This window comes from Kitasatospora sp. NPDC023385 (genome assembly GCF_055664045.1).
On the sequence record NZ_JBVOOL010000027.1, the window covers coordinates 42,227 to 64,914 of the forward strand.

12 protein-coding genes, 1 tRNA gene and 1 pseudogene are annotated in these 22,688 nt (G+C 70.7%); 7 read left to right on the forward strand and 7 right to left on the reverse strand.

The genetic code is table 11. The annotated features are described in order from the left end of the window. Nucleotides 1-344: 344 nt before the first annotated feature. Nucleotides 345-1,175: a hypothetical protein gene (locus AC0B61_RS30435; protein WP_471744641.1), complete on the reverse strand. Its 831-nt coding sequence runs from the start codon at nucleotides 1,173-1,175 to the stop codon at nucleotides 345-347. 595 nt (nucleotides 1,176-1,770) lie between these two features. Here AC0B61_RS30435 and AC0B61_RS30440 point away from each other — a divergent pair. The 7 genes from AC0B61_RS30440 to AC0B61_RS30470 all read left to right on the forward strand — a co-directional run bounded on the left by AC0B61_RS30440 (nucleotide 1,771) and on the right by AC0B61_RS30470 (nucleotide 8,939). Further along, entirely contained in the window at nucleotides 1,771-2,571 is an 801-nt protein-coding gene (locus AC0B61_RS30440) for a LysM peptidoglycan-binding domain-containing protein (protein ID WP_471744643.1), read from the forward strand. 475 nt (nucleotides 2,572-3,046) lie between these two features. Next, nucleotides 3,047-3,694, forward strand: a complete 648-nt coding sequence (locus AC0B61_RS30445) for an alpha-ketoglutarate-dependent dioxygenase AlkB family protein (RefSeq protein WP_471744687.1) — start codon at nucleotides 3,047-3,049, stop codon at nucleotides 3,692-3,694. Between the two features lie 181 nt (nucleotides 3,695-3,875). Next, nucleotides 3,876-4,745, forward strand: a complete 870-nt coding sequence (locus AC0B61_RS30450) for an acyl-CoA thioesterase (RefSeq protein WP_471744645.1) — start codon at nucleotides 3,876-3,878, stop codon at nucleotides 4,743-4,745. A gap of 219 nt (nucleotides 4,746-4,964) precedes the next feature. Continuing rightward, nucleotides 4,965-5,753 carry a DUF1684 domain-containing protein gene (locus AC0B61_RS30455; protein ID WP_471744647.1) on the forward strand — a complete coding sequence of 263 codons (789 nt, stop codon included), beginning with the start codon at nucleotides 4,965-4,967 and terminating at the stop codon, nucleotides 5,751-5,753. Nucleotides 5,754-6,010: 257 nt separating this feature from the next. After that, nucleotides 6,011-7,258: an MFS transporter gene (locus AC0B61_RS30460; protein WP_471744649.1), complete on the forward strand. Its 1,248-nt coding sequence runs from the start codon at nucleotides 6,011-6,013 to the stop codon at nucleotides 7,256-7,258. Between the two features lie 136 nt (nucleotides 7,259-7,394). Next, nucleotides 7,395-7,468, forward strand: a tRNA-Pro gene (locus AC0B61_RS30465). 691 nt (nucleotides 7,469-8,159) lie between these two features. Beyond that, nucleotides 8,160-8,939: a hypothetical protein gene (locus AC0B61_RS30470; protein WP_471744651.1), complete on the forward strand. Its 780-nt coding sequence runs from the start codon at nucleotides 8,160-8,162 to the stop codon at nucleotides 8,937-8,939. A gap of 12 nt (nucleotides 8,940-8,951) precedes the next feature. Here the strand turns inward: AC0B61_RS30470 and AC0B61_RS30475 are convergent, their stop codons facing one another. The 6 genes and pseudogenes from AC0B61_RS30475 to AC0B61_RS30500 all read right to left on the reverse strand — a co-directional run bounded on the left by AC0B61_RS30475 (nucleotide 8,952) and on the right by AC0B61_RS30500 (nucleotide 22,461). Beyond that, a complete protein-coding gene (locus AC0B61_RS30475; protein WP_471744653.1) occupies nucleotides 8,952-9,998 on the reverse strand; it encodes a tyrosine-type recombinase/integrase in 1,047 nt (348 codons plus the stop codon). 626 nt (nucleotides 9,999-10,624) lie between these two features. Next, nucleotides 10,625-10,891 (reverse strand): annotated as a pseudogene (locus AC0B61_RS30480) (transposase); the annotation flags it as partial. A 366-nt stretch (nucleotides 10,892-11,257) separates the two neighbouring features. Continuing rightward, the gene (drmB, locus tag AC0B61_RS30485; protein WP_471744655.1) at nucleotides 11,258-13,066 is read right to left on the reverse strand and encodes a DrmB family protein; all 1,809 of its coding nucleotides are present in this window, start codon (nucleotides 13,064-13,066) and stop codon (nucleotides 11,258-11,260) included. Further along, complete coding sequence (locus tag AC0B61_RS30490) at nucleotides 13,047-16,238, reverse strand: helicase-related protein (RefSeq protein ID WP_471744657.1); 3,192 nt, start codon at nucleotides 16,236-16,238, stop codon at nucleotides 13,047-13,049. The genes drmB and AC0B61_RS30490 overlap by 20 nt, the downstream gene beginning before the upstream one ends. Beyond that, entirely contained in the window at nucleotides 16,235-17,755 is a 1,521-nt protein-coding gene (locus AC0B61_RS30495; RefSeq protein ID WP_471744659.1) for an NERD domain-containing protein, read from the reverse strand. The genes AC0B61_RS30490 and AC0B61_RS30495 overlap by 4 nt, the downstream gene beginning before the upstream one ends. Further along, on the reverse strand, nucleotides 17,752-22,461 hold the full coding sequence (locus AC0B61_RS30500) for a sacsin N-terminal ATP-binding-like domain-containing protein (protein WP_471744661.1): 4,710 nt from the start codon (nucleotides 22,459-22,461) through the stop codon (nucleotides 17,752-17,754). The genes AC0B61_RS30495 and AC0B61_RS30500 overlap by 4 nt, the downstream gene beginning before the upstream one ends. Between the last annotated feature and the right edge of the window lie 227 nt (nucleotides 22,462-22,688).

Here is a 22,688-nt window from a genome sequence, read left to right on the forward strand (position 1 = left end):
TGCGGGTGCCCATGAGCGCCGTTCATATGGGTGTTCATGCGTGGCGCTCATACGGAAGTGCCCATGAGCGGTGCTCATGGGGGGCGACTCATGAGCGATGCTCATGCGGGCCCTCATGAGACCTGGTCATGAGACCTGGTCATGAGACCTGAGACCTGTTCATGGGAGGTGGTCATGAGCGGCGCTCATGGACGAAGTGCGGCGCGGACCGCGAAGCCTGCCGGTGCCGGGCGTGCCGGGCGTGCCAGCGTGCCCCGCGCCGGAGGGCGGGCCCGGGAGAGGGGGCGGCCGCCGTCCGGCGCGTCGGGACGGGACGTGATGACGGGATAGGACGGGCGGGACGGTCAGGTGCCGGCGAGCGGGAGGGACGCGGCAACCACCTGGCCCAGTGCCACCGCCCGCTCCAGCGCCTGGCGCAGCAGGTCCTCACGGGGCTGGCGGCCCACCATGCCGGCCGGGACGGCGTACATGGTCACCTCGGAGAGCTGGCTCGCCGCCATCCGCCAGGCGTCGGTGACCTGAAGCGGCTGATGGGCCTGCCACCAGCCGGTGCTGCCACCCGCCGCCGCGGGCTGCAGGACCGCGTGCAGCTTGCCCATCGCGACCAGGACCGACCAGCCGGGCAGCTGCTCCGGGGTCTCGTCCAGGTCGGTGACGGGCTGGAAGCCGGCGTCCTGGAGAAGGTCGAGGAACTCGTCCTCGCCCGAGGTGCTGCCCGGGCGGCCGACCGGGCCGGTGGGCTCGACCACCAGTGAGGCGTGCCCGACCTTGCCGTGCAGCACGAGACCGCAGGTGATGCCGAGGATGGCAGCCTGGCCGGGGGCGGTCGGCGCCGGAGCGGTCGGTGCGGGGGCGGGCGCCGCCGGCGCGGGGATGGCGAGGTCCGGGGCACCCGGCTGGGACTGGCTGATGCTCCGCACGGCGCCGACCAGCTGCTCCTCGGAGACCGGCACCACCTGGGAGGGGATGCAGCGGGCGTGCGCGAAGGCGAGCACGGCGGTCTCGTCGCCGACGAACAGCACGGTGCTGGTGGGCTCCACGTGCGTGTCGCCGGCGGTCCGGCATGAGGTGCACTCGTAGCTGTCGGGGGCGCGGTCGCCGCCCAGTAGGCGGTCGGCCTCGTCGTCGCCGATCTCGGACCGGACCTCGTCGCTGACGTCGAGCATGCGCGGCACAGGGTCTCCTCGGATGGGTGTGGATGGGGCTTCGGGGATGGACACGGAGAGGTCGCCATGACCAACGGGCCCTTGTGTCAGGCGTCACGGGTGCCCGTCGAGGCTGACGGGAATTGCCCCGGATCCGACCGCGCCGCGTGTTCTCGTGGTCGCAATCTGTCGATGTCGGTGATGGGACTGCCGGAATGAAGCGGTGAGGTGAGTCACGTGGCCGCGGTGTTTGATCTAGGAACCAACGGTTAAATACGACATTTCGGACAAGATTGTGCTGGCCTTACCGCCGGTAACCCTTGGCTGAGCTGGGCAGACCGTCCGGGTTTTGGTTTCCCCGCCGCCCGGCTCGTAGCTTCTTGGTCGGCGCAACGAGCGCCACCCGGGTTCACCCCCCGACGCACAGTCCCCCCGGTCCGCCGGGGAGTGGCAGGTGCCCGCCGACGCGATCGCTCGAACAGATCGTCAGCGAGTGGCTGGGTGGCCGGGGCGGCAGCGGCACGTCCGACACGTGCACGGCCGCCCGACGGACGCGGCAAGCGAAACGCGGCCCTCTCCAGGGCCTGGTTCCGCATGTCCGCCCGGGGCTGTCGAGAGGAACCTCATGACTTTCCGTAACGAGACCGCCGCTGCCACCACCTCCACCGCCACCAAGCGCAACCGCGTTCGGATGGCTGTCGTGGCGGGCGCCGCTGTCGCGGCCCTGCCGGTGGCCGGCCTCGTCACGGCCACCTCGGCCTCCGCCGCGTCCGTCTCCACCTGGGACGCCGTCGCCCAGTGCGAGAGCGGTGGCAACTGGGCCATCAACACCGGCAACGGTTTCTACGGCGGTCTGCAGTTCACCTCCAGCACCTGGGCCGCCTACGGTGGCACCGCCTACGCCTCGCAGGCCAACCAGGCCACCAAGGCGCAGCAGATCGCCGTCGCCGAGAAGGTCCTCGCCTCGCAGGGCCCCGGCGCCTGGCCCGTCTGCTCCGTCAAGGCCGGCCTGACCAAGGGCGGCGCCCCGGCCGCCGTCGACACCTCGGCGGGCACCGCCTCCGGTTCGACCGCCGCCAAGCCGGCTGCCCCGGCCGCCAAGCCCGCCGCCCCGGCTGCCAAGCCGGCTCCGGCGCCGAAGGCCGCCGCCGCGCCCAAGGCTGACGCCGCGCCGAAGAACGACGCTGCTCCGAAGGCCGCCCCGAAGGCCGCCGCTCCGAAGGCCGACAGCGGCGCCAAGTCCTGGACCGGCTCCAACGACGCCAAGCCGGCCAAGGGCGGCAGCTACACCGTCAAGTCCGGTGACACCCTGAGCTCCATCGCCGCTGCGCAGGGCCTGGACTGGCACGACCTGTACGCGAACAACGCCAAGGTCATCGGTGGCAACCCCGACCTGATCTTCCCGGGTCAGGCTCTGAGCATCTGAATCTCCGGGGCCGCGAGTTCCGGAGTTCCGGAGTTCCGGGGCTCCGGGGTTCCGAGGCGTCGTGAATGACTGACGCCGGTTGCTCCGGCTGCCAGTGGCTACGCCAACGGCCGCTTCTCCACCCGCGCGCGTTCTCCGCGTCGGGCGGAGGAGCGGCCGTTGGCGTTACGCGGCGTTTCACGGGGCTTAACGGCGTTTCGCGGGTTTCACGGTGTGGCGGGGCAGGCGGATGCCCTCGCGCCTAGGGGCGGCTGCCATGCCATGCCATGCCGCGTGGCACCGCAGTCGCGTGGCTTTTCTGCGCGCGGGAGTTGGGGCTCGTCAGGCGGTGCCCAGTGGTGCCCCGTCGTGCCCGGGCAGGGCTTCTGTCGGGGTCATGCGGGAGGATGGTGGGGTGATCCAGGGCGAGTTGTTCGGTGATCTGCCCGGGGCCACCGGGGACGAGCGTCCCTCCGGTTCCTCCGGCGCCTCCGGGATGTGCGGGCGAGCGGAGCCCGCCCCCGGTGCCGTCCTGCTCCCCGGCTGGCTCGACCTCGACGCGCAGCTGCGCCTGGTCGCCGCCTGCCGGGAGTGGGCCCGTCCGCCGGCCGGACTGCACGGGGTGCGGATGCCCACCGGCGGAATGATGTCCGTACGAATGGTGAGCCTCGGCTGGCACTGGTACCCGTACGGGTACCGGCGGGTCTCCGAGGACGGCGCGCCCGTCAAACCGTTTCCGCCGGAGCTTGCCCGCCTCGCCCGTCGGGCCGTCGCCGAGGCGTACGGGGCCGCGCTGCCGGAGGTCGCCGGCGCCGCGTCGTACGAGCCGGACGTCGCCATCGTCAACCACTACCCGCACGGCGCGAAGATGGGCCTCCACCAGGACCGCGACGAGCGGGCGGACGCGCCGGTGGTGTCGCTGTCGCTCGGCGACCGCTGCGTCTTCCGGCTCGGGAACACCGAGACCAGGACCAAGCCGTGGACCGATCTGGAGCTGTCCAGCGGGGACCTGCTGGTGTTCGGCGGCCCGGCCCGGTTCGCCTACCACGGGGTGGTCCGCACGCTGCCGGGGACGGCGGATCCGGAGCTGGGGCTGGTCGGGCGGCTCAACATCACGGTGCGGCAGTCGGGGCTGGGGACGTAGGTGCGCCCGCCCGCTTCCGTCACCTGTTCGTTTGGTCGACTACTCGTTCGAGTGAACTGGAGGTTCGGGCCCGGTGGGCGGGAATGACCCGGGTCGCCAGAGAATTCGAGTGAGCTGGAGCATTCGATCGGAATTCGTGCCGGAAGGCCGGAGCCCGAAGTCCGGAGAGGAAGCGTGCCTCATGGGTACCCCCGTCGACGATCTTGTCGATCTGCTCGACCTGGAGCAGATCGAACTGAACATCTTCCGCGGGCGCAGCCCTGAGGAGGCCCTGCAGCGGACGTTCGGCGGCCAGGTCGCCGGGCAGGCGCTGGTCGCGGCGGGCCGTACGGTGGACGACGGGCGCCCCGTCCACTCGTTGCACGCCTACTTCCTGCGCCCCGGCGTGCCCGGACTGCCGATCGTCTACCAGGTCGACCGGATCCGCGACGGCCGCTCGTTCACCACCCGCCGGGTGCTCGGCATCCAGGGCGGCCGGTCGATCTTCGCGCTCACCGCCGACTTCCACAGACCCGAGGAGGGCGGCATCGAGCACCAGTACCCGATGCCCGCCGTCGCCTCCCCCGAGGACCTGCCCAGCGCACTGGAGGAGGTCGGCTCCCGGCTCGGCGAACTGCCGCCGTTCATCAGCCGCCGCCAGCCCTTCGACGTCCGCTACGTCGACCGGCTGCGCTGGACGAAGGAGGAGCTGACCGGCGTCGAAGCACGCAGCGGCGTCTGGCTGCGCACCGACGGCCCGCTGCCGGACGACCCGCTGATCCACGTCTGCGCCCTCACCTACGCCAGCGACATGACGCTGCTGGACGCCGTCCGCGCCCCCGTCGAGCCGCTGTGGGGCGAGCGGCACTTCGACATGGCCTCGCTCGACCACGCCATGTGGTTCCACCAGCCGTTCCGGACGGACGACTGGCTGCTGTACCAGCAGGAGTCCCCGATCGCGCACGGCGCGCGCGGCCTGGCCCGCGGGCAGATCTTCAACCGGAGCGGACAACTCGTCGTGTCCGTGGTGCAGGAAGGGCTGTTCCGGCCGCTGAAGCGCCGGGACGGGTAGGCGATGAGTCGGGTGGGTGACGAGACGGGTAGGTGAGGAGACGGTTGGGTGAAGTGTGTGGCTCGTGTTGAGCGCCGCGTCGGTGCGTTGCCGCCGTATTGCATTTTCGGCGGCTTCAAGCCGGCGGGAATGATCCGTCCGCGTGGGCGGCGTTGTGAATGACCGAGACGGGCGGCCCGAACGGCGGGCCGTCCGCGGACCGACCGGGATGGTGGACCGATGACGGCGACGGCCGCGGAGGACTGGAAGCACTGGAGCGACGGGCGGGCGGCGTCCGTGAGCGCACGGCACGGCCAGCTCGCGCTCACCGGCACGCACTGGCTGGAGCCCGAGCCGGCCGAGATCCCCGGCCTGCCAGGGCACTGGTGGGCCGACACCGACGGCGTACGGGTACGGGCGGCGGCGGGCGACGGCATCACCCTCACCGGCGCGGACACCCCGGTGGACAGCGAGGTGCTGCTCCGTCCGGACAGCCACCCGGCCGCCGACACCGCCACCCTGGGAGACCTACTGCTCGTCCCGATCGAGCGCGAGGGCGAACTGGCCCTGCGGGTCTTCGACCCGGCCGCGCCCCGGCGCGTCGCCTTCGCCGGTATCTCCGCCCACCCGTACGCGCCGGAGTGGGCCGTCCCCGCGGTCTTCACCCCGTTCGAGGACGAGACTCGGTCGGTCGTCGTCCCGAACGCCGACGGCAAGGACCGCCCGCTGGCCGTCACCGGACAGATCGCCTTCACCGTGGCGGGCGAGCACCGGACGCTCACCGTCAGCCGGTCGGGCAACCACCTCAGCGGTGTGATCGCGGACGCCAGCAGCGGCATCGACACCTACCGCTTCCGCTTCATCACCCTGCCGGCACCGGACGCCGACGGCCGCACCGTCCTCGACCTCAACCGGGCCTACCTGCCCCCGTGCGCCTTCTCCGACCACTTCATCTGCCCGTTCCCGCCGCCGGGCAACCGGCTCGACTTCGCGGTGGAGGCGGGGGAGAAGCAGGTGCTGAACCGGTAGCGGGCCGGAGCGGGGTCGCGGGCGGGCCCCGGTGCGGGGCCGCCCGGGGGTGGGGCGGAGCATGGGGGACTATGTCGAACAATCAACAGTCCGCCGCTGGCTCCGCCGCCTCCGCCGCTGCGTCGTCCTCTGACCTCGATCCCGATCCCGATCCCGATCCCGATGCTGCCTCAAGGGCCGGCTCCGAGCCTGGCGCCAGCCCCGATCGTGGCGTCGCACCCGACGCCGCGGCCGGCGCGCCCCTCCCGCCGGACCCGGTGGCCACCCCCGGACCGTGGTACCGACGGGCCTTCGCCGACCTCAGCCCGCTGCGCGACAACGTCGACTACCGCCGGGTCTGGGCCGGCCAGGCCATCTCCTCCATAGGCCAGCAGATGACGGCCGTCGCCGTCTCCGTCCAGGTCTACGACCTCACCGGCTCCGCCTTCGCCACCGGCCTGGTCGGCATCTTCTCCCTCGTCCCACTGGTCGCCTTCGGCCTCTACGGCGGCGCGATCGCCGACACCGTCGACCGACGCAGGCTGGGCCTGATCGGCTCGGGCGGCCTGGCCGCCGTCTCCGCCGCCCTGGCGGCGCAAGCACTGGCCGGCCTCGGCATGGTCGCCATCCTCTACGCCGCCGTCGCCGTCCAAGCCGGATTCTTCGCCCTCAGCTCGCCCGCCCGCTCCGCGATGATCCCCCGGCTGGTGCCCGCCCACCAGCTCCCCGCCGCCAACGCCCTGAACACCGTCAGCATGAACCTCGGCCTCACCGTCGGCCCCATGCTCGGCGGCGTCCTCATCGGCGCCTACGGAGCCCAAGCCGCCTACCTGCTCGACACCGTCGCCTTCACCGCCACCCTCTACGCGATGTGGCGCCTGCCCGCCATGCGACCGCTCAGCGAACGCAAGGGCCGCGCCTCCGTCCTCGACGGCCTCCGCTTCCTGCGCGAGCAGCCCAACCTGCGCACCAGCTTCCTCGCCGACCTGGCAGCCATGGTCTTCGGCATGCCCCGCGCCCTCTTCCCCGCCATCGCGGTCACCTTCTACGGCGGCGACGCCGGCACCGTCGGCTTGCTGGTCTCCGCCCCGGCCGTCGGCGCCCTGATCGGCGCCCTCTTCTCCGGCTGGGTCAGCCGCGTACACCGCCAAGGCGTGGCCGTCCTCGCCGCCGTCGTGGCCTGGGGCCTGGCCATCGCCGCCTTCGGCGCCCTCCACAACCTCTGGCTCGGCCTCGTCCTGCTCGCGGTCGCAGGCTGCGCCGACACCGTCAGCATGATCTTCCGCAACACGATGATGCAGGTCGCAGCCCCGGACGAGATGCGTGGCCGCCTCCAGGGCATCTTCATCGTCGTCGTCGCCGGCGGCCCCCGACTCGGCGACTTCGAATCCGGCACCGTCGCCGCCCTCACCAACCCCGCCACCTCCGTGATCACCGGCGGCCTCGCCTGCGTCGCCGCCGTCCTCCTCCTCGCCGCCCGCCGCCCCGCCTTCCTCACCTACGACGCCCGCCACCCCACCCCCTGACCCACCCACCCCCAAACCTGGCAGCGAGCACCCCCCGACGTGCTGTATTGTTTTCCACGTCGCCGGGACACTCGGAGACAAGGTCGAGAAGCCCACAGCAGAGCTCCCCAGGCCCTCGCTGAAGGCACCGAGACCACGGGACGTGGCGCAGCTTGGTAGCGCACTTGACTGGGGGTCAAGGGGTCGCAGGTTCAAATCCTGTCGTCCCGACTTGCGAATCCGCAGGTCGGAGGCCGTTTCCATCTGAGGATGGGGACGGCCTTTTTGTGCGTGTCGCGGGGTGGTGGTCGCAGGGTGGTCGCACCTCGTCCGGCCGCGGATCGCAGCCGGGCGCGGGCTGACCTGGTCAACTCGCTGCTGTATGGCTGGAGTTGGCGCACGTGGCCCGATTGGTGGCCGGATCGTTAACCACTTACGACGTCCTGTGGCGGGTGACCTCGCGTTGCGAGGTTGACGCGGTCGGGCGTGAGCATCGTTCAATTTGTGAGCTTTCTTCCGCTCTGTCCGTATTTTCTGGGCCGGATGTCGGCGCGGGGGCGGCCCCGCAAGGCGAAGGTCTGCGACCACCATGCGACCACCATGCAGGCGGGAGCCGTCCTGGCCAGGCGGTCCTCCTTGCTGGGGCGCAAAGGGGCCCGGCAGGCCGCGGGCTTCGGGAGACGGTGTGCTGAGGGGTGGGGCGCGCCGGGTGCGGCTGGGGCAGATTTTCGGAGATGACGTGTCCCTGGGTTCGCTGGGTTCCCTCCTCCTGGACTGCTACAGCGCCCCCGGGGACCGGGCTGTGCTTCACGGTGACCGGGCATGCCGCCAGTTGGGGCCCGGTGCGCGGCTGGGCCGTGTCGGGCTCGCGGCCGGGCCGTTGTGCGGGTCCTGCGCGTGGATGTTGCCTGCGGACCATCCCGTGAGCGAGTTCGCGGTCGCGGTGGCAGGGCTGAGAACTCCCGCCGTGGTGGCGGGCGCCGGCGCGCCGGCGGGTCCGGTGCCGACATCAGGGCCTGCGGGCGCTGAGCCCGCCCAGGCGGTGCGGGTGTGGCGGCGCGCGCAGTCGCGCGCGCTTGAGGGCTTCGCGGCCGCTGCCGCTTTCCCCTGGCTGGAGCCCTGGGCAGGGCCCAGGCTGTCCGCGCTGACCGGCGCGGTCGAGCAGGCTCGCGGAGCGGTTGCCCGCCGTGTTGACCCGCGCGAACTGCTGACGGCTGCCTGCGTGGCGGCCCTGCCCGTGCCGGTCGGGCTGCGGGAAGGGCCGCCGGCTTGTGCGGGGAGTTGGGGAGTCGACGGGGAGTGGCTGTTGGTGGAGGCGTGGACGCGCTGGCAGAGCGCCTGCGCGGAGGGCGAGGCGCCGGTGGCGGATTGCGTACGGGCGGCGTCCGCAGCGGTCTACGAAGCGTTCGGCAGACGGCGCAAGGCACGTGATGAGGCGCTGGACAGCGTCCAGCGCCTCATCACGGCCTCAATCGACCAGGCACGGCGGCTCGCTGAAGAGGAGTACGCCAGGCCCGTACATCTGGTTGAGATGGCGCTCCCGCTACTTGAGACGGAGCCGTTCACCGGTCGGGAGCGCGATCCGCTCACCCTCTGGCAGGCTGGGGTGATCGCGGTCCACCAGAGCGGCGTCGACTGGTCGTCCGGGCGCGTCACGCTCGCCGCTCCCCGGGCGGTGTCCGATCTGCTCCTGGGCGGTTGACTCCTGGGCCGGTCAAGCAGCGTGGCGGGGCTGGAAACCGGGCCAGTCATCAAGGTCCGTGGCGGCCAGTTCGTAGGCATGGGCGAGTGCGTTGACCGCGTCGTCGGCCGCGTGCTTGAGCAGGTGCCCGTAGATGTTGATGGTCGTCGCGATGGTCGAATGCCGCAGCGCCTTCGACACGATCGCGATGGACACCCCGGAGGTGATCATGATGGTCGCCACCGTGTGCCGCAGATCGTGAATCGTGATCTGCGGCAGCCCGGCCTCGGCCTGGCGGCGGCGCAGCTGGTCCAGGAGGTACTGCGGGCGCAGCGGGGCTCCGTCAGCGCTCGCGAAGACGAGTCCACGCAACGGCGCTCCCGCAGGCAGCAGAGACTGCTGGTGGTCGGCTTGGCGCTGCAGCGCGGCCAGGACCCGTGGGTTGACGCTGACCCAGTTCCTGCTCGCCTTGGTCTTCGGCGCGCACAGGTGTAGTTCGTTGTTGTCGATGGTGGCCAGCGTCCAGCGGACGAAGATCTTGCGCTCCATGAAGTGGACGTCCTCCCAGTGCAGCCCCAGCACCTCCCCGCGCCGCATCCCGGTGCCCAGCATCACCTCGAACACGTCGGCGACCTGGTCGCGGTAGTACAGCTCGTTGTGACGCAGGAACGCCGCCGCCTGCACCGCGGTCCAGCACAGGCGCTCGGCCGCCGCCGGCCGCGCGCCGATGGCACCCTCGGCCGCGTTGTAGCCGATCAGACGCTCCTTGTGGACGGCATGGCTCAGGGCGCTGCGCAGCGTCGCCCCCAGCCGGTAGACCGTCGGCGCACCGCGGCCCTGCAGACGCAGGTCGGCCTGCCAGGCGGCGACATGCCGGGGATTCAGGTCCTTCAACCGCATCCGGCCGAACACCGGGAGAAGCTCCTGGCGGACGCACTTGCCGTAGGAGGCCGCAGTGGACGGCTTGAGCGTCCGCTCCTTCAACGCCACCCACTCCAGCAGGAACGCACCGACCGTCAGCTTGCGGTCTTCGAACACACCCGTCGCCTCCGCGTTCAGTACGCACTGCAGTGCGTACACGGCATCCTCCCGTGACCCGTAACCGCTGCGCCGCCGAGTACTGCGCCCCTCCCCGTTCGTCGGCATGTCCACCGCGTACGCCCAACTCCCGTGCAGTTCATCCGCCGCCAGCCGCGGGCAGCGCGCCCCGATCGGACGTCGATCCGCGCCCCGGCAGCCACAGCGCCGATAGACCCGCCCACGCTCGAACTCAGCCGCAGTGCTCACCATTGAACTCTCCCTTCACGCAAGCAACTTCCGCCACATGCATGCCCGCCAAGCAGCCACGAAGTCGCACCGAGCAAAGGGGCCCGAAGCACACCCACAGCGCACGACACGGTGCTCACCCCAATCCGACTCGGAGCCAGGTTTGACCCAGCGGCGCTTGGAGCGCGCTCTGCCAATCTCGTGGGCGTAGCCGCGAGAGGCGACGCATCTGGGCACGTCGGGGTCAGGGGCAGCTGCCGCTCGGGCTCGTTGGCCCCCTCTCCAGCTGACGTGGTGCTCGCGCGGACCGGGTGGGCGACGGACTTCGGGCCGGGGATCTCGTGACGGGGGTCGCGGGGGCATGCAGCCCGGCGTGGCCACCGAACGCCTACCGCCGCAGGACCGCCTACACGGTGTCACCGAATGGCGGGGCAGCTGGGCTGGTCGATACGGCGCTGGCGCTCCAGCGGGCTCGGGAAGAAGGAGCCAGCGCGGATCTTGGGGATGGCCAGTTTCAGGTGGCCGGCCTGCGTGGTCAGGGGCTTGCCCCAGCGACGGTTGCGCCAGGCGGTGATGCGGGCCTCGGTGTGTTCGCCCCGCTCCGCGCCGATCCGGGCGGTGACCTCGGCCTCGATGCGTTCCTGCAGGGTCCGCTGGGCGATAGTCCTGATCAACTCGATTCCGTCCGCTGTACGCAGTGACTCCATGAGACGGAGTAGGGCAGACTAGGAAAAGGCCATCTCGCACCTCTCCTTTCAACGAGGACCAACTCGGAGAATTGCCGACAGCTTCATGACCAGGGGTTGCACCAAGATCCCTGCTACACCACTCCACGGACGCCGTACTGCTCTGTCCGTTGCCTGCTTTGGGATGCTTGAACTCCATTCGCCGGTACCCGAGCGTCGCAGAGCAGGAGCATAGAGGCGGCAGTCGGCTGCGCAGGTGTCCTTGCCAGGGAGACCGGGCAAGGACACCTTTCCAGTCAACCGCGCGCTTGCAGAGGCTGCCGCCGAGTGCCCCCGGTGCCCGGGAAGACCTGATGTACGCGGGGGCGCTCGTTCGAGACCGTCGCGCTACACGGTCGCCCCGCGTCGAGCCTCGTCGAGGACGGTTTCGAGGAGGCCGGGCACGTCCCGGCCGCCGAGAACGAGTTGGCGGTCCAGCAGGCGGTTGCCCGTCTCGCACGAGGTCTCGCTGACGAGCGCGCAGCCGTGGCACGCCGACAGGTTCAAGGAGGAGGAGCCCTGGTGGTCGCTCTCGATGCACACGGGGTCGTTCGAGCAGACGTCCGCGTCGTTGAGGGCGGCCAGCAGCAACGGGAGGAGCTTGTCGGGCGCGCCGAGGCGGACGAGTCCGCCGAGCGTTCCCTGGGCGTCGCCGGCGGCGGTGTAGATCAGGATCCCGGCGGTGTGGTCCGGACGGTCGGAATTGGCGTAGACCCTTTCCTGGAGTGCCGCCGACGCGTAGCCGCTGGCGAACGCGAGCCGGCGGATGAGCAGGTGGGCGATCGTGTGCAGGGCGATGAAGCGGGGCTCGGGGGTGTCGAGCCGATGGGCCCACTGGCTCGACGCGCGTCGGTCCACCAGGATCTCGGCCCGGTCGCGGACCTTCGGCAGGTCCTCCCATCGCGAGAGCCGCTCCTCGTCGAAACGGAGGAAGATCCCTTCGCCGAAGACCTCGACGGCCGGGTAGACCGGCATGCGTCGCCGGTCGGGGCCGAGGTCGGCGGGGATGAGGTCGGCCTCGGCGTCATGGCGTCGGAAGCCCCTGAGGGCCCGTACCTCGCGGACGCGTCGGACCTGACCGACGCCGACGAGCCGGCTCGTCAGCGAGGAGGGCCACTTCGGGTCGGCGGGTACCTTCCAGCCGTCGACGACGAAGTCGCCCGCGCCGTCGTCCCTTCCGGCTTCGAGTTTCCCGAGGAACGCGGCCCACTCGCCGTCCTTCAGGTCGAGGAGGGGGGTGTCCGCGGAGTCGTCGTCCCCGGCCGCGAGGCGTAGGACCTCCTCCGCCGTCGCCCCGACCTCGTCCGCGATCCATCCGGCCACCATCTCCGCCTGCGGACCGCCGTTGTCGGCGACGACCTTGTCGAAGTAGAGGTGGCCTCGGATGCGTTCCGTGACCTGGGCGGACTGCGGACGTTCCTCGGGGATGTCCAGGGCCGAGAGGCGTTCGGCGATGTAGTTGCCGGTGGCGCCGCGCTGGACGGCGACGAGCCGGTGGTCGCAGGCGTCCCCGGGCTTCGGCTCCTCCCACGGCTGGGTGCCGTCGCAACGGATGTAGTCGCGGTGCAGGGAGTCCTCGCCGGTCAGATCGGAGAGCGGGCGGGAACGCTTGCACGCGGTGCAGTGGACGCGGAGCGCGGCCAGGCCTTCACCGTGCCGCATCGAGCGGACGAACTTCAGCTCCGTGTACGCGCGGCAGTGTCGTACGACCTCGGTGACGCCGCCGTCGGAGCCGCGGTGCGCCCACTTGAACCAGGGGATGTCCTGGATGTGGCTGCCCTTGCGGCACACGGCGACGTAGCGCATCGGCACGAGCGCGCCGCCGCAGTCGCACTTGTTGATCCAGCGGCCGTTCTTCCGGCCGGTGACCTTGGAGAGTCGCGTGCACTGCTCGCAGAACCGCCAGGCGGGGAAGCGCCAGTAGAGCAGATGGTCGGTGTCCTTGGCCGCCCGCCCGGCGTGAGCGGGCGCCTGGCGCAGCACGCCGGCGCCCAGCCGCGCCAGCAGCCGGTCGCAGCTGATCTCCGGGGCCCGCCTGCGGTCCCACCACGAGGTGTCGGGGGCGATCAGCGACTCCCCGAGCACGTCCACCACGGCTCCCACTCCGAAGGGCGTGATCGTCTCCGAGAGACGCAGGTCATGCAGGATTCGTTCCACGGTCGACTCCTTCCGACGGCTCGCGTACCTGTACGGCGACGTTCGGTTCGACGGACCGCATTGAGTCGCCGACGAGCCATCCCTCCCTGTTCTGGTCGAATCGCTTCAGCAGCGCCCGGTCCTCGGACTTCTTGTACTCGTACAGCAGCGGAGCGTGGTCGTCGCGGGCGCGATTCGCGCGGTGGTCCCACTCGTTCAGCAGCCGCCACACCTGCGCCTCGGTCTCCTCGGCCTCGACGTCCTCCGAGCGGCTCACCAGGGCGACGAACGCCGAGACGATCCGTTCGACCGCCTCACGCATCCGGTCGTCGTCCAGGTCGAGGCGGTCCGCGGCGTCGTTCGCGGCGAGGGACGGCAGCGAGTGCCGCAGCAGCGCCACGAGGGCGCCCGCCAACGACCGGTCGCGGGACGCCGTCGACCAGGGGGTGACGCTCGTCGGTTCGACGTTGCGGTAGAGCGCCTCGTGGAAACCGCGGAAGGACTCGAAGTGCGAACGGTCTCGTGCCCGGTTGGATCGGAACAGCGTCGTGACGATGCCGTTGTTCTCCCCGCGGCCGACCCGGCTGGTGGCCTGGATGTACTCCGAGGTCGTCTTCGGCTGGCCGACCATCAGCATCAGCGCCAGGCGGGGGATGTCGATGCCGACGGAGAGCATGTTGGAGGACAGGACGACGTCGACGGCGTCGTCGCCGACGTCGACACTGCGGCCGAGTTCGCGCAGGTCGTTGGGCAGCTCCTCCGGGCCCCGCCTGCTGGTGAGCTCCAGCACCCGCTCGGCCCTGACCCGGCGCAGCGGCAGGGCCAACCGGTCCGAGCGCGGTTCGAGACGCCCGTTGACGTCGTCGACCACCAGTGTCCCGGTGCGCCCGAGCTCGCGGAGGCTGTTGTGGTACATCACGGTCGTCCAGTACGAGTCGCGCGTCCCTTCCGAGTCGGGGGTCCGGGCGAGCACCTCCGGGATCTCGATGAGCGGCGCCGCCGCGGAGATGACCGCGGAGACCTGGGACAGGGACTGCGGCATCAGTCCGACGTAGAGACGGCCCACGCCGCTCTCGACGGGGCGCGAGAAGAAGGTGCGGTCGCCGTCGAGTCCCGCCGGCGGATACAGGGCGACCTCGCGCCCGTACAGTCCTCGGACCTGCTCGGCGGAGGCGCGGATCGTGGCCGTCGAGGCGATGATCTTGGGTGGGGTGCCGCCCCGGCTCAGGAGCAGCTGGATCACGGCGTCGAAGACGGCGACCGTCGTGCCGAGCGGGCCCGAGAGCAGATGGAGCTCGTCCTGGATGATCATCGACGGCTGCAGGTACGGCCTACCGAGGCCGAGGAGGGCGCCCGCCGCGGTGTTGAACTGCAGGCGGGCGAACTTGTCGACGGTCGCCAGCAGGATCGTCGGCGGGTCCTCGTAGAGGACCTCGTCGACCACGGCCACCGGGAGCCCCCGGTTGAACCGACAGGCGCCGTCCGTGCAGTGGACGAGGACGTCGTTGCCGACGAGCCGGAAGCCGTATCGGCCCCGGTCCATGCTCCTGGATTCGGGCACGAGCGGGACCCCGCACCAGGGACACCCCTCGATCTGGAACTTGTTCGCCTCCTCGGGCTTCGCGGCCTTGTGGAGGCGGTCGAGGGCGCCCTTGGCGTCGGCCCTCGACCGGGGGGTGACCTCGTTGCCGACCCAGAGCCCGATGGAGAACCGGGCCATCCCCGCCGCCCGCGAGTCGTCGTGCCGCAGCAGCTCCATCGCGCAGACGAGCGAGGCCGCGCGCTGGAACTGCTGGGCCGTCAGGAGACGGAGCGTGTAGCGGGTGATGACCGCCGTGCCGGCGCCCTTGGCCCCGTGGACGAGCCGGCGGCGGAAGATCTCGACCGCCGCGAGACCGAGATAGGCCTCCGTCTTGCCGCCACCGGTGGGGAACCAGATCAGATCGACGAGCTCCCGGTCGTCGTGCGTCTCGTCGACGGTCGAGGCCAGCGCCACCAGCAGGAAACCGAGTTGGAAGGGACGCCACCGGGGCTCCTCCACGTTCTCCGCGGTCCCCTCGCGTCTGATCGAACCCTGGCGCATCTGCAGCCTCATCGCGGCCATGCCCAGGGCGAACGCGGTCCTCAGTTTCTCCTGCCCCGGGTCTCGCAGAAGGTCGACGCCGTCCGCCATCCGGTCCGCGGCGGCGCGTGCCCGGTCGGTGATCGCCCGTGCGACCGGGGCGTCCGCGTCGAAGGCCTCGACGCGCCCCTGCTGCTCCGAGACCCAGTCGGAGAAGGACCGGACGAACGCGTCGAGCATCGGTACGACCTCCTCCGGCCGGGTGTCGATCCGTGACAGGTTCTCCAGCAGCAGCGCCCGGGCGGCCTCCGAGGCGACGTCGAACCCGACCGTCTCCACGGCGGGCACCACGAACGACGGCACGGGGGTCAGGAGGACGCTCGTGCACACGCCGTCCTCGACCTTCCAGTCGGCCGCCATGCCGTGTCCCACCGCGTAGACCTTCTTGTCGCGGTAACGAAGGCGCAGTTCCGCCGACTCGTCGTCCACGTCGAAGGACCGTGCGACGTCGTACTCCAGGATCCGGCCGCCGGGAGCCGGCCTGGCCTGGAGCTCGACCTGGAAGAGCATCCGGGCGATGTCCTTCCGGTCGTTGTCCTGCGACTGCGACCGTACGCGTGCGTGGACCGTCACCAGATGGGCGTCTCCGTAGGGACGCCACCTCGAGCCGATCTCGAACTCGACGTCGCCCGCCCGGAGTGCGTGCGGGGCGAGCTTCTGGGCGAGCTCCAGACCCTCGCGGGAGAACGGGCGGCGCCGCCAGCGGGGCGGACCGTCGTCCGCGACCGGCTCGTACGTGCCTGCGGAGAAGTCGCAGAGCACCGTGGGCTGGTCCGTGACGAAGGAGATCGCGACGGACGACGGGCGCCAGTCCTCGGCGAGGGGCACGGACGCGCCGCCCTCCTCCACCTCTCCCCGGGGTACGTCCGCCTCGACGTCGTCGTCCGCGATCCCGGCCGTGGACTCCGCTTCGGCGACGGGAGGACGGGGCGGCGCCGGTGGGAACAGCATCCCGACGGCGTACTGCCGGTCCGGCAGGTTGAACACCACCTCGTCGTCGCCGCCGTCCGGTCCGACGTAGGCCGCTCGAAGGTGTTTCAGGGCGTTCCTCTGCGCCGCGGTCATGGTCATGCGGTCTCCAACCGGTGTCGGACGAGCTGCTGGAGGCGCCGCCTGTCGTCCTTGGACGCGACGACGTGCAAGGAGACCCGGGCGCGGGTCACCGCGACGTAGAGCGCCGCCGTCCCGGCGTCGTCGAAGGCGGTGGGCAGACCGCAGACGACGATGTGTTCCGCCTCCAGGCCCTTGGCGTACCGCGGGCTCGTCATGACGAATCCGTCGCCCGTCCTGGCCGGAGCGGCACCGGACGCGACGTCGACGATCCAGACGTCGTCCTTGCGGACTCCGTCGGCGACCAGCTTCCGGGCGACGGCCGCGGCCTCGTCGACGTCGGCGTCCCCGTCGGGTGCGTGCCACTGGACCTTCTCACCGTGCACGATGCCCGGGTCCCCGACGTCGGCGGCCAGATACTCCTGGACCATGTGCACCATCGCTCGGGTGTTGCGGACGTTGAGGCTGAGGTCGAACAGGGAGGCCTCGGGCCTCACGAGTTCGAGGACGTCCTCGTCGTAGTTCCCGTCGACGTGCGCCTGGTTGTTCATGTCGAGGAACATGCGCCATCGGCCCGCGGCGCGTCCGCCCGCGACGACCCGGTCGAGCGTGTCCATCGCCTCGGCGGTCATCAGGTCCTGCGCCTCGTCGACGAACACGGCGTCGTAGGTCTTGTCGGACCCGAGTCGGTGGAACGGGACGACGTCGATGTCGAGGTCGACCACGTGGGGGGCGAAGAATCGCAGGAGTTCGGGGGAGTGGAAGGTGATCAGGACGGAGCGTCCCTGGTCCGCCTCCTGCTTGGCCGCCTCCGCGAGGACGAGTGACTTGCCCGTGCCGGCGCCGCCGAACACCATGATCCGCGGGTTGCGCGCCATCGAGGCGAGGACCCGGGCCTGGTCGGCGGTGGCCTGGTTCTGCTCCTCGATGACCGCGCCGCGCTGGGCGTCGACGACGGGCATGCGCGTGAACTCCCCGAACAGGCGTGTGCGCAGTTCCTCCGGCCGGGCGAGCCTCCGGTTCCCCGGAGGCGCAGCCGACGCCCTCGCGATCGCGTCGAGGGCGGCCGTCAGCCCCGCGACGGTCATGTCGTCCTTCGCCAGCCAGTGGGTCGGGGGCCATTCGATCGCGTGCGGGGGCGTGGGGATGTCGGGCGTGACGACGACGGCCTCGTGCGCGAACCAGCCGGCGCCCTCCTCCTGGAGGACCTCCCTCAGCGCGTACATGGCCGACTCGGCCTGCTTCATCGGAGGGTCGGACAACTTGTGCCAGTCGCCACGTCGGTCGACGCTGTACCACTTCCCGTCGTGCTTGCCGACCCCGCCCCCCTTCACCTCGACGACGATCACGACCTTCTTCCACAGGATGACGAAGTCCGCCTCCGCCCGCTGCTTGTAGGCGTGCGAGCGCAACCGCACAGAGTGGAAGGCGACGGCCTCGGGGTCGCCCTCCACGTCCCGCAGCAGACGGGCGAGCCGGAGCTCGGCGTTGCTCGCGGCGTTGCGCTCGATGTCCTTTAGACCGGGGACCAGGATCACGCGTGCTGCTCCTGCCAGAGGTCCTCGTACTCGCGGTACCCGAGGAACGAGTTGACGTCTCCTCCGAAGTTGTCGGCCATGTCCACGATCAGGCACATCTCCTTTCCACCGTTCTTCGGGCCGCGCAGGCCGCGGCCGGCCATCTGGATGTAGGCGTTGGGGCTGAAGGTCGGACGGGCGATGTAGAGGGCCCGCACGCCCGGTGCGTCGAAGCCCTGGATCAACAGGTCGCAGTTGGCCAGGACACGGATCTTCCGGGCCTTGAACCGTTCGATGATGTCGCGGCGCTCCTGCCGGCCGGTCTGCCCGCTCACCGAGGCCGCCTCCACGCCGCGGTATCGCAGCGTCGCGGCGAGTACCTGGGCCGACAGGACGTTCGGGGTGAACACGAGCACCGGCCAGTCCGGATCGCGGCTGATGATGTCCTCGACCAGGGTCTTCATGCGGACGTGGTTCTGGCCGATGCGGTCCAGGACGGCCGGGCTGATGCGTCGCAGTCGTGTGGCCTCGTCACGCTCCTCGTCCTTGAGGACGACCTTGATGCCGTCGAGTACCTCGTGCTCGACCCGTGCCAGCACTCCGCGCGCGACGAGCTCCTCGTAGACGTTCCCCTCGAACGCTTTGAGCTTGTGCTTGCCGAACCGGCTGGCGAGAGCGGCGGTCCCCGTCGCGGACCTGCCCTTGAAGGGCGTCGCGGAGAGTCCCACCAAAGGCCGTTCCCAGCCGCGGCCGGCCACGCCGAGCCAGTTCAGGATCCGGGTGTAGCGCTCGGACTCGCCCGCACGGTGCCCCTCGTCGACGATGACCGCCGAGGCCCTGCTCAACCACTCGTACTCGGCCGCGCCCAGGACGACGTCGAGCTTGGCGTCCGTCGCCACCACGACGCTGAACTCGGTGTCCGGCTGGTGTACGACGTTGTTCTCCCACAGACGCCCGATCGTCAGCGGACGCTCGTCACCGAGCCCCCGCCACACCGTGCTCCAGGTCTGGACGGCCTGCTCGCAGAGCTCCGACGACTGCGCGATCCACAGCACCGGGCCGCGGAGACGGCCCTCGATGAAGAGCGTGAGCACGGTCTCCACCGCGACACGGGTCTTGCCCGCGCCGGTGGGCAGTTCCACCATCGCCTTCCGATGGCGGCCGCCCTCCTCGCGAAGCGTGAGCACGTCGGCCAGCCGACGACTGATGTCGGCCTGGAAGTCGTGGAGGTCGTTGAGCTTCACGGCGCCCGGGACGACGAACTCGGCGGGCTGGTGGTCGGTCCGACGGCCGGCGTACTCGGCCGGGAACCCCATCCTCCGCAGCCAGGAGACGGTCAGGGCACCGCCGGCCCACGTCGCCGGAACGTCGGGGAAGCCCATCTCCTGGAACCGGGAGATGAGCAGTCTGATCGAGTCCGCGCCGTAGACCTTGAGGAAGAGGTCGGCGACGGAGGTGTCGTCGTCGACCAGATCCTGCGCCTCGAGCGCCTGCCACAGGCCCTTGGGCAAGGCGTCGCGCAGGTCGTCGGGGCCGAGGTAGACGTCGAGCCGCTCCTCGTCGCTCGCGGCGGCCAGGGCCTCCTGGCGGAGCAGTTCGAGTCTGTCGCCGACGCCGGTCTTGCGGACGTCCTCGAGCTCGGCGTTCGTCAGACGCAGCTCGAAGGCGTCGTTGACGATGTGCAGGAGGCGTCGGTCGTCCACGTCGCCGCGGGCGACCAGATCATGACCGCCGAGGTGCCACTCGAGCGAGTCGTCCTCGACGCCGTCGTCTCTGGTCACCCGCTTGACCACCTGGACGGCCCTGGTGATCGTGGCGTCGACCAGGCGGTCGGCCACGAGTGTGCCGCGGAGCCCGGTGAAGACGTCGAGCACCCGCTCGCTCTCCTGGACGCCCTCGACGATCATCGAGAAGGCGAAGCTGTCCTCGAACCGGCCGCAACCCGCCAGCGCGACGAGTTCGTCGGCCTGCTCCTCCGTCACCCTCAGGCGGGGGCGCTGACGTGTGGAGAGGTACTCCTCCTGCTCGTCCGTGGTGGCGAGATACACCGACGACGGGGAACGTCGCTCGATCACGCGCCCCACCCGGGCGGGGACTCCGGGAGGTCGGGTGCCGGGAAAGGCGATGCGGCACGCCGTGCGGACGAAGTCTACGAGCACGCCGTCCCGGGTGTTGGGATCGAACAGCGGTGCGTCGAGCGCCTCCCTGAACACCTGGGCGGGCACCGCGTCGAGCTCGTCCGGCAGTTCCAGGACCTCGGCCACCCGCTGGGAGCCCTTGAACAGCGGAAGCAGGCTCGCGTACCGCACGAGGGACGGAGCCACCACGTCGGCGGGCGCGTGGAACCCCCGGTTCGACTGCAACAGCCCGGCCTGCTCGACCGCCCAACGGACCGGTGACCGGACGGCGTGCACCGCGCCCGTGTCGAGGTCTTCGCAGGTCCAGTCCGGGTCGCCCGCCTGAAGCAGCCCGGTCGTCCAGCTCGCGCGCAGGTGCTTCGACGCGTCCGCGTCGCGCAGGAGTAACAGGACGGAGAACGGACCCGGACCCTCGCCGCGGAGGAAGTCGATGTCGTGGATCGGACGTTCGCCCGGGCCCCGCCGGGCGTTGAGCGTCTCCAGGACCCATTCCCGGTACCGCCCGAGGCACGGCTCGTCCTCGAGCGCGTAGTCCTTCACGGGGGCGCGGACGACCCCGAGCCGGCGGGCGACCTCCGGCAGGCAGCGCTTGCGGTCCAAGGACCTCCCCGTGTGGTCGTCGCCCAACGGCTCGTCGAGGTCGAGAACTTGGTGAGGCCAGGCCCAACCACCGTCGAGGGTGGGCACCTTGACCGTGGCCGGGTGGCCGGCCATCGCCTTGAGCGCGACGGCGCCGGGGACGTCGAGGACGGCGGTCCAGAGCTTGACCAGCTCGTCGTCGCCCGACTCGGTCGACAGGGCGGCGAGGCGCGCGTTGAGGATCGCGAGCGGGTCCAGGTCCCGGAAACCGGTCCCTCGGAGGCCCGCCTCCACTCCCGGCTGTGCCAGGAAGCCGGCGGAGACGAACACCGCCCCCTCGATCTCGACTCCTTCCTCCTGGTGCAGGAAGACGGTGTTCCGATCGCCGATCGCGTGCATGCCGTCGGTGGTCGGGATCACCTTGGCCAGCTCGATGTCGGGCAGGCTCCGGTGCCCGAGCGCGAACTTGAACGCGCCCGCCGCGGACGCGTCGTCCGTTCCCTCGGCCCACTCGCGCAACCACGAGCGAAGCCCGCGCTTGCGCAACTCCGTCAGCGCCCGCTTCATGTCCCGGTCGTGATCGAGGAAGCCGCGGGGCTGCGACGCCACGAAAATCTGCCGAAGACGGGTGAACCGTTGCCGGGACGCGTAACAACGCCAGTGCGGGACGTCGTCGCCGGTGTTCGGGGAGTGGATCCAGGCCTGATGGTCGGTCTGGTCGACCTCGACGGCGAAGTCCAGCGGAGTGAGTTCGGAGGCGCTTCGGAAGATGCCCGTCGCGTCGGGGACGAGTGCGCGGGAGGCCGAGATCCCCGGCACGTGCATGCATAGGTACTCGTCGCCGAAGGAGAGCTGTTCCCTTCCTCGCGCCGGCATGTAGTCGAAGTGGGCCGCCTGGTCGTCGGGTGTGGCCACCTGCGGCAGCACGTCGACGAACATCTCCGCCAGCGTTCCGAGGATCTCCCGGTTGTAGTCGTTCCTGAGCAGCGTCGTCCGGTCGTCGTTCACGCTCCACGGGGCGTTGAAGAGCGCCGACGCCGAGGTCTGGTCCTGGAGCGGGAAGTAGGACCAGAACCGCCCGATGCGCTGCCTCGCGTGACGCCTCGGAACGGCTACGGTGACCTTGACCTGATTGCGGGAGACGGCCTCCCCGACCTGCCGGCGGGCCTCCGGGGAGGGCGTGTGCATCCGGTTCTCGACGATCCACTCGTCGCCGTCGCCGTCCGGGTCCTCGATCCTGAAGACGCCTCCTCCCAGGTCCCGGGATGTGTGCGTCGTCTCGAACGAGTCCTGCCCGAGCACTCTGAGCCTCACCTCCCGCACGGCCCCAGCGAAGAGGAGGAACTCCGAGGAGAACTCCTCGATCTCCTCGCGGATCCTGCCGAGGCCGGACGCGTCCGAGAGCTTCACGACGGTGGAAGCCCACGACGCGAGCCCCGCGAGAACGGGGTCCTCGGCGAACGCGGCGTCCGGGTCGAGGACCGTCGCGGTGCGCAGGACCGGATACCGCTTCACGGCAGCCGTGATCTTCGCGAGCTCGCCCCGGGCCACAGGCGAGTTGAACTCGAACGACACCGAACGGCTGAACACCTGAGGGGCGCTCGAGACCGCGAGGACGGACTTGAACCCGAGACCGAAGCGCCCGATCTCGTCGCCCCGCTTGCCGCTGAGGTGCGCGTGGGTGATCGCGGTGAGTCCGTTCCTCGAGAACGGGCGACCGTCGTTGGCGCAGTAGAGGGTCCGGTTCTCCGTGTCGAGGACGATTTCGACGCGGCCGGTGAACCCGCCCTCGTCCCCGCCCACGCCCGACATCGCGTCGGCGGCGTTCTGGACCAGCTCCAGGAGCGTGCGGGTCGCGTATCCCCCGACCCGGATGGACTCCTCGTGGTTCGCGTGCTCGGAGACGAGGTGCGGGTTCGCCCGGTAGGAGGCGATGGCCCTGTCGAACTGGGTCTCGACCTCCTCGACAAGGCACGAGTCCGGCGTCCAGGACAGTCGTTCCGTCGTCACAGGTGAGTACTCCTCGCGTCCGGGTCTTCCGCGCTGCGGCCAGTCGTACATCCGCTCGGAGCAGTCTGAGACTTCCTGGAGCCACGCGATGTCGGGTAGGGAAACCTTCTGTGGGTGGGGGCGCCCGCGCCGCCCGCCGGGTGATCCGCGAAGGCGCGCGTCGGGAGTCCGACGACGGCGCCGTCGGCCGCGGTTCGGGCTGTGTGCCGATCCTTCAGTCCGTCCCC

Bases quoted from the DNA above. Each gene is read 5' to 3' on its own strand.
- AC0B61_RS30440 (WP_471744643.1), top strand. From the start codon at position 1,771: ATGACTTTCCGTAACGAGACCGCCGCTGCCACCACCTCCACCGCCACC.
- AC0B61_RS30455 (WP_471744647.1), top strand. From the start codon at position 4,965: ATGACGGCGACGGCCGCGGAGGACTGGAAGCACTGGAGCGACGGGCGG.
- AC0B61_RS30450 (WP_471744645.1), top strand. From the start codon at position 3,876: ATGGGTACCCCCGTCGACGATCTTGTCGATCTGCTCGACCTGGAGCAG.
- AC0B61_RS30445 (WP_471744687.1), top strand. From the start codon at position 3,047: ATGTGCGGGCGAGCGGAGCCCGCCCCCGGTGCCGTCCTGCTCCCCGGC.
- AC0B61_RS30490 (WP_471744657.1), bottom strand. From the start codon at position 16,238: ATGACCATGACCGCGGCGCAGAGGAACGCCCTGAAACACCTTCGAGCG.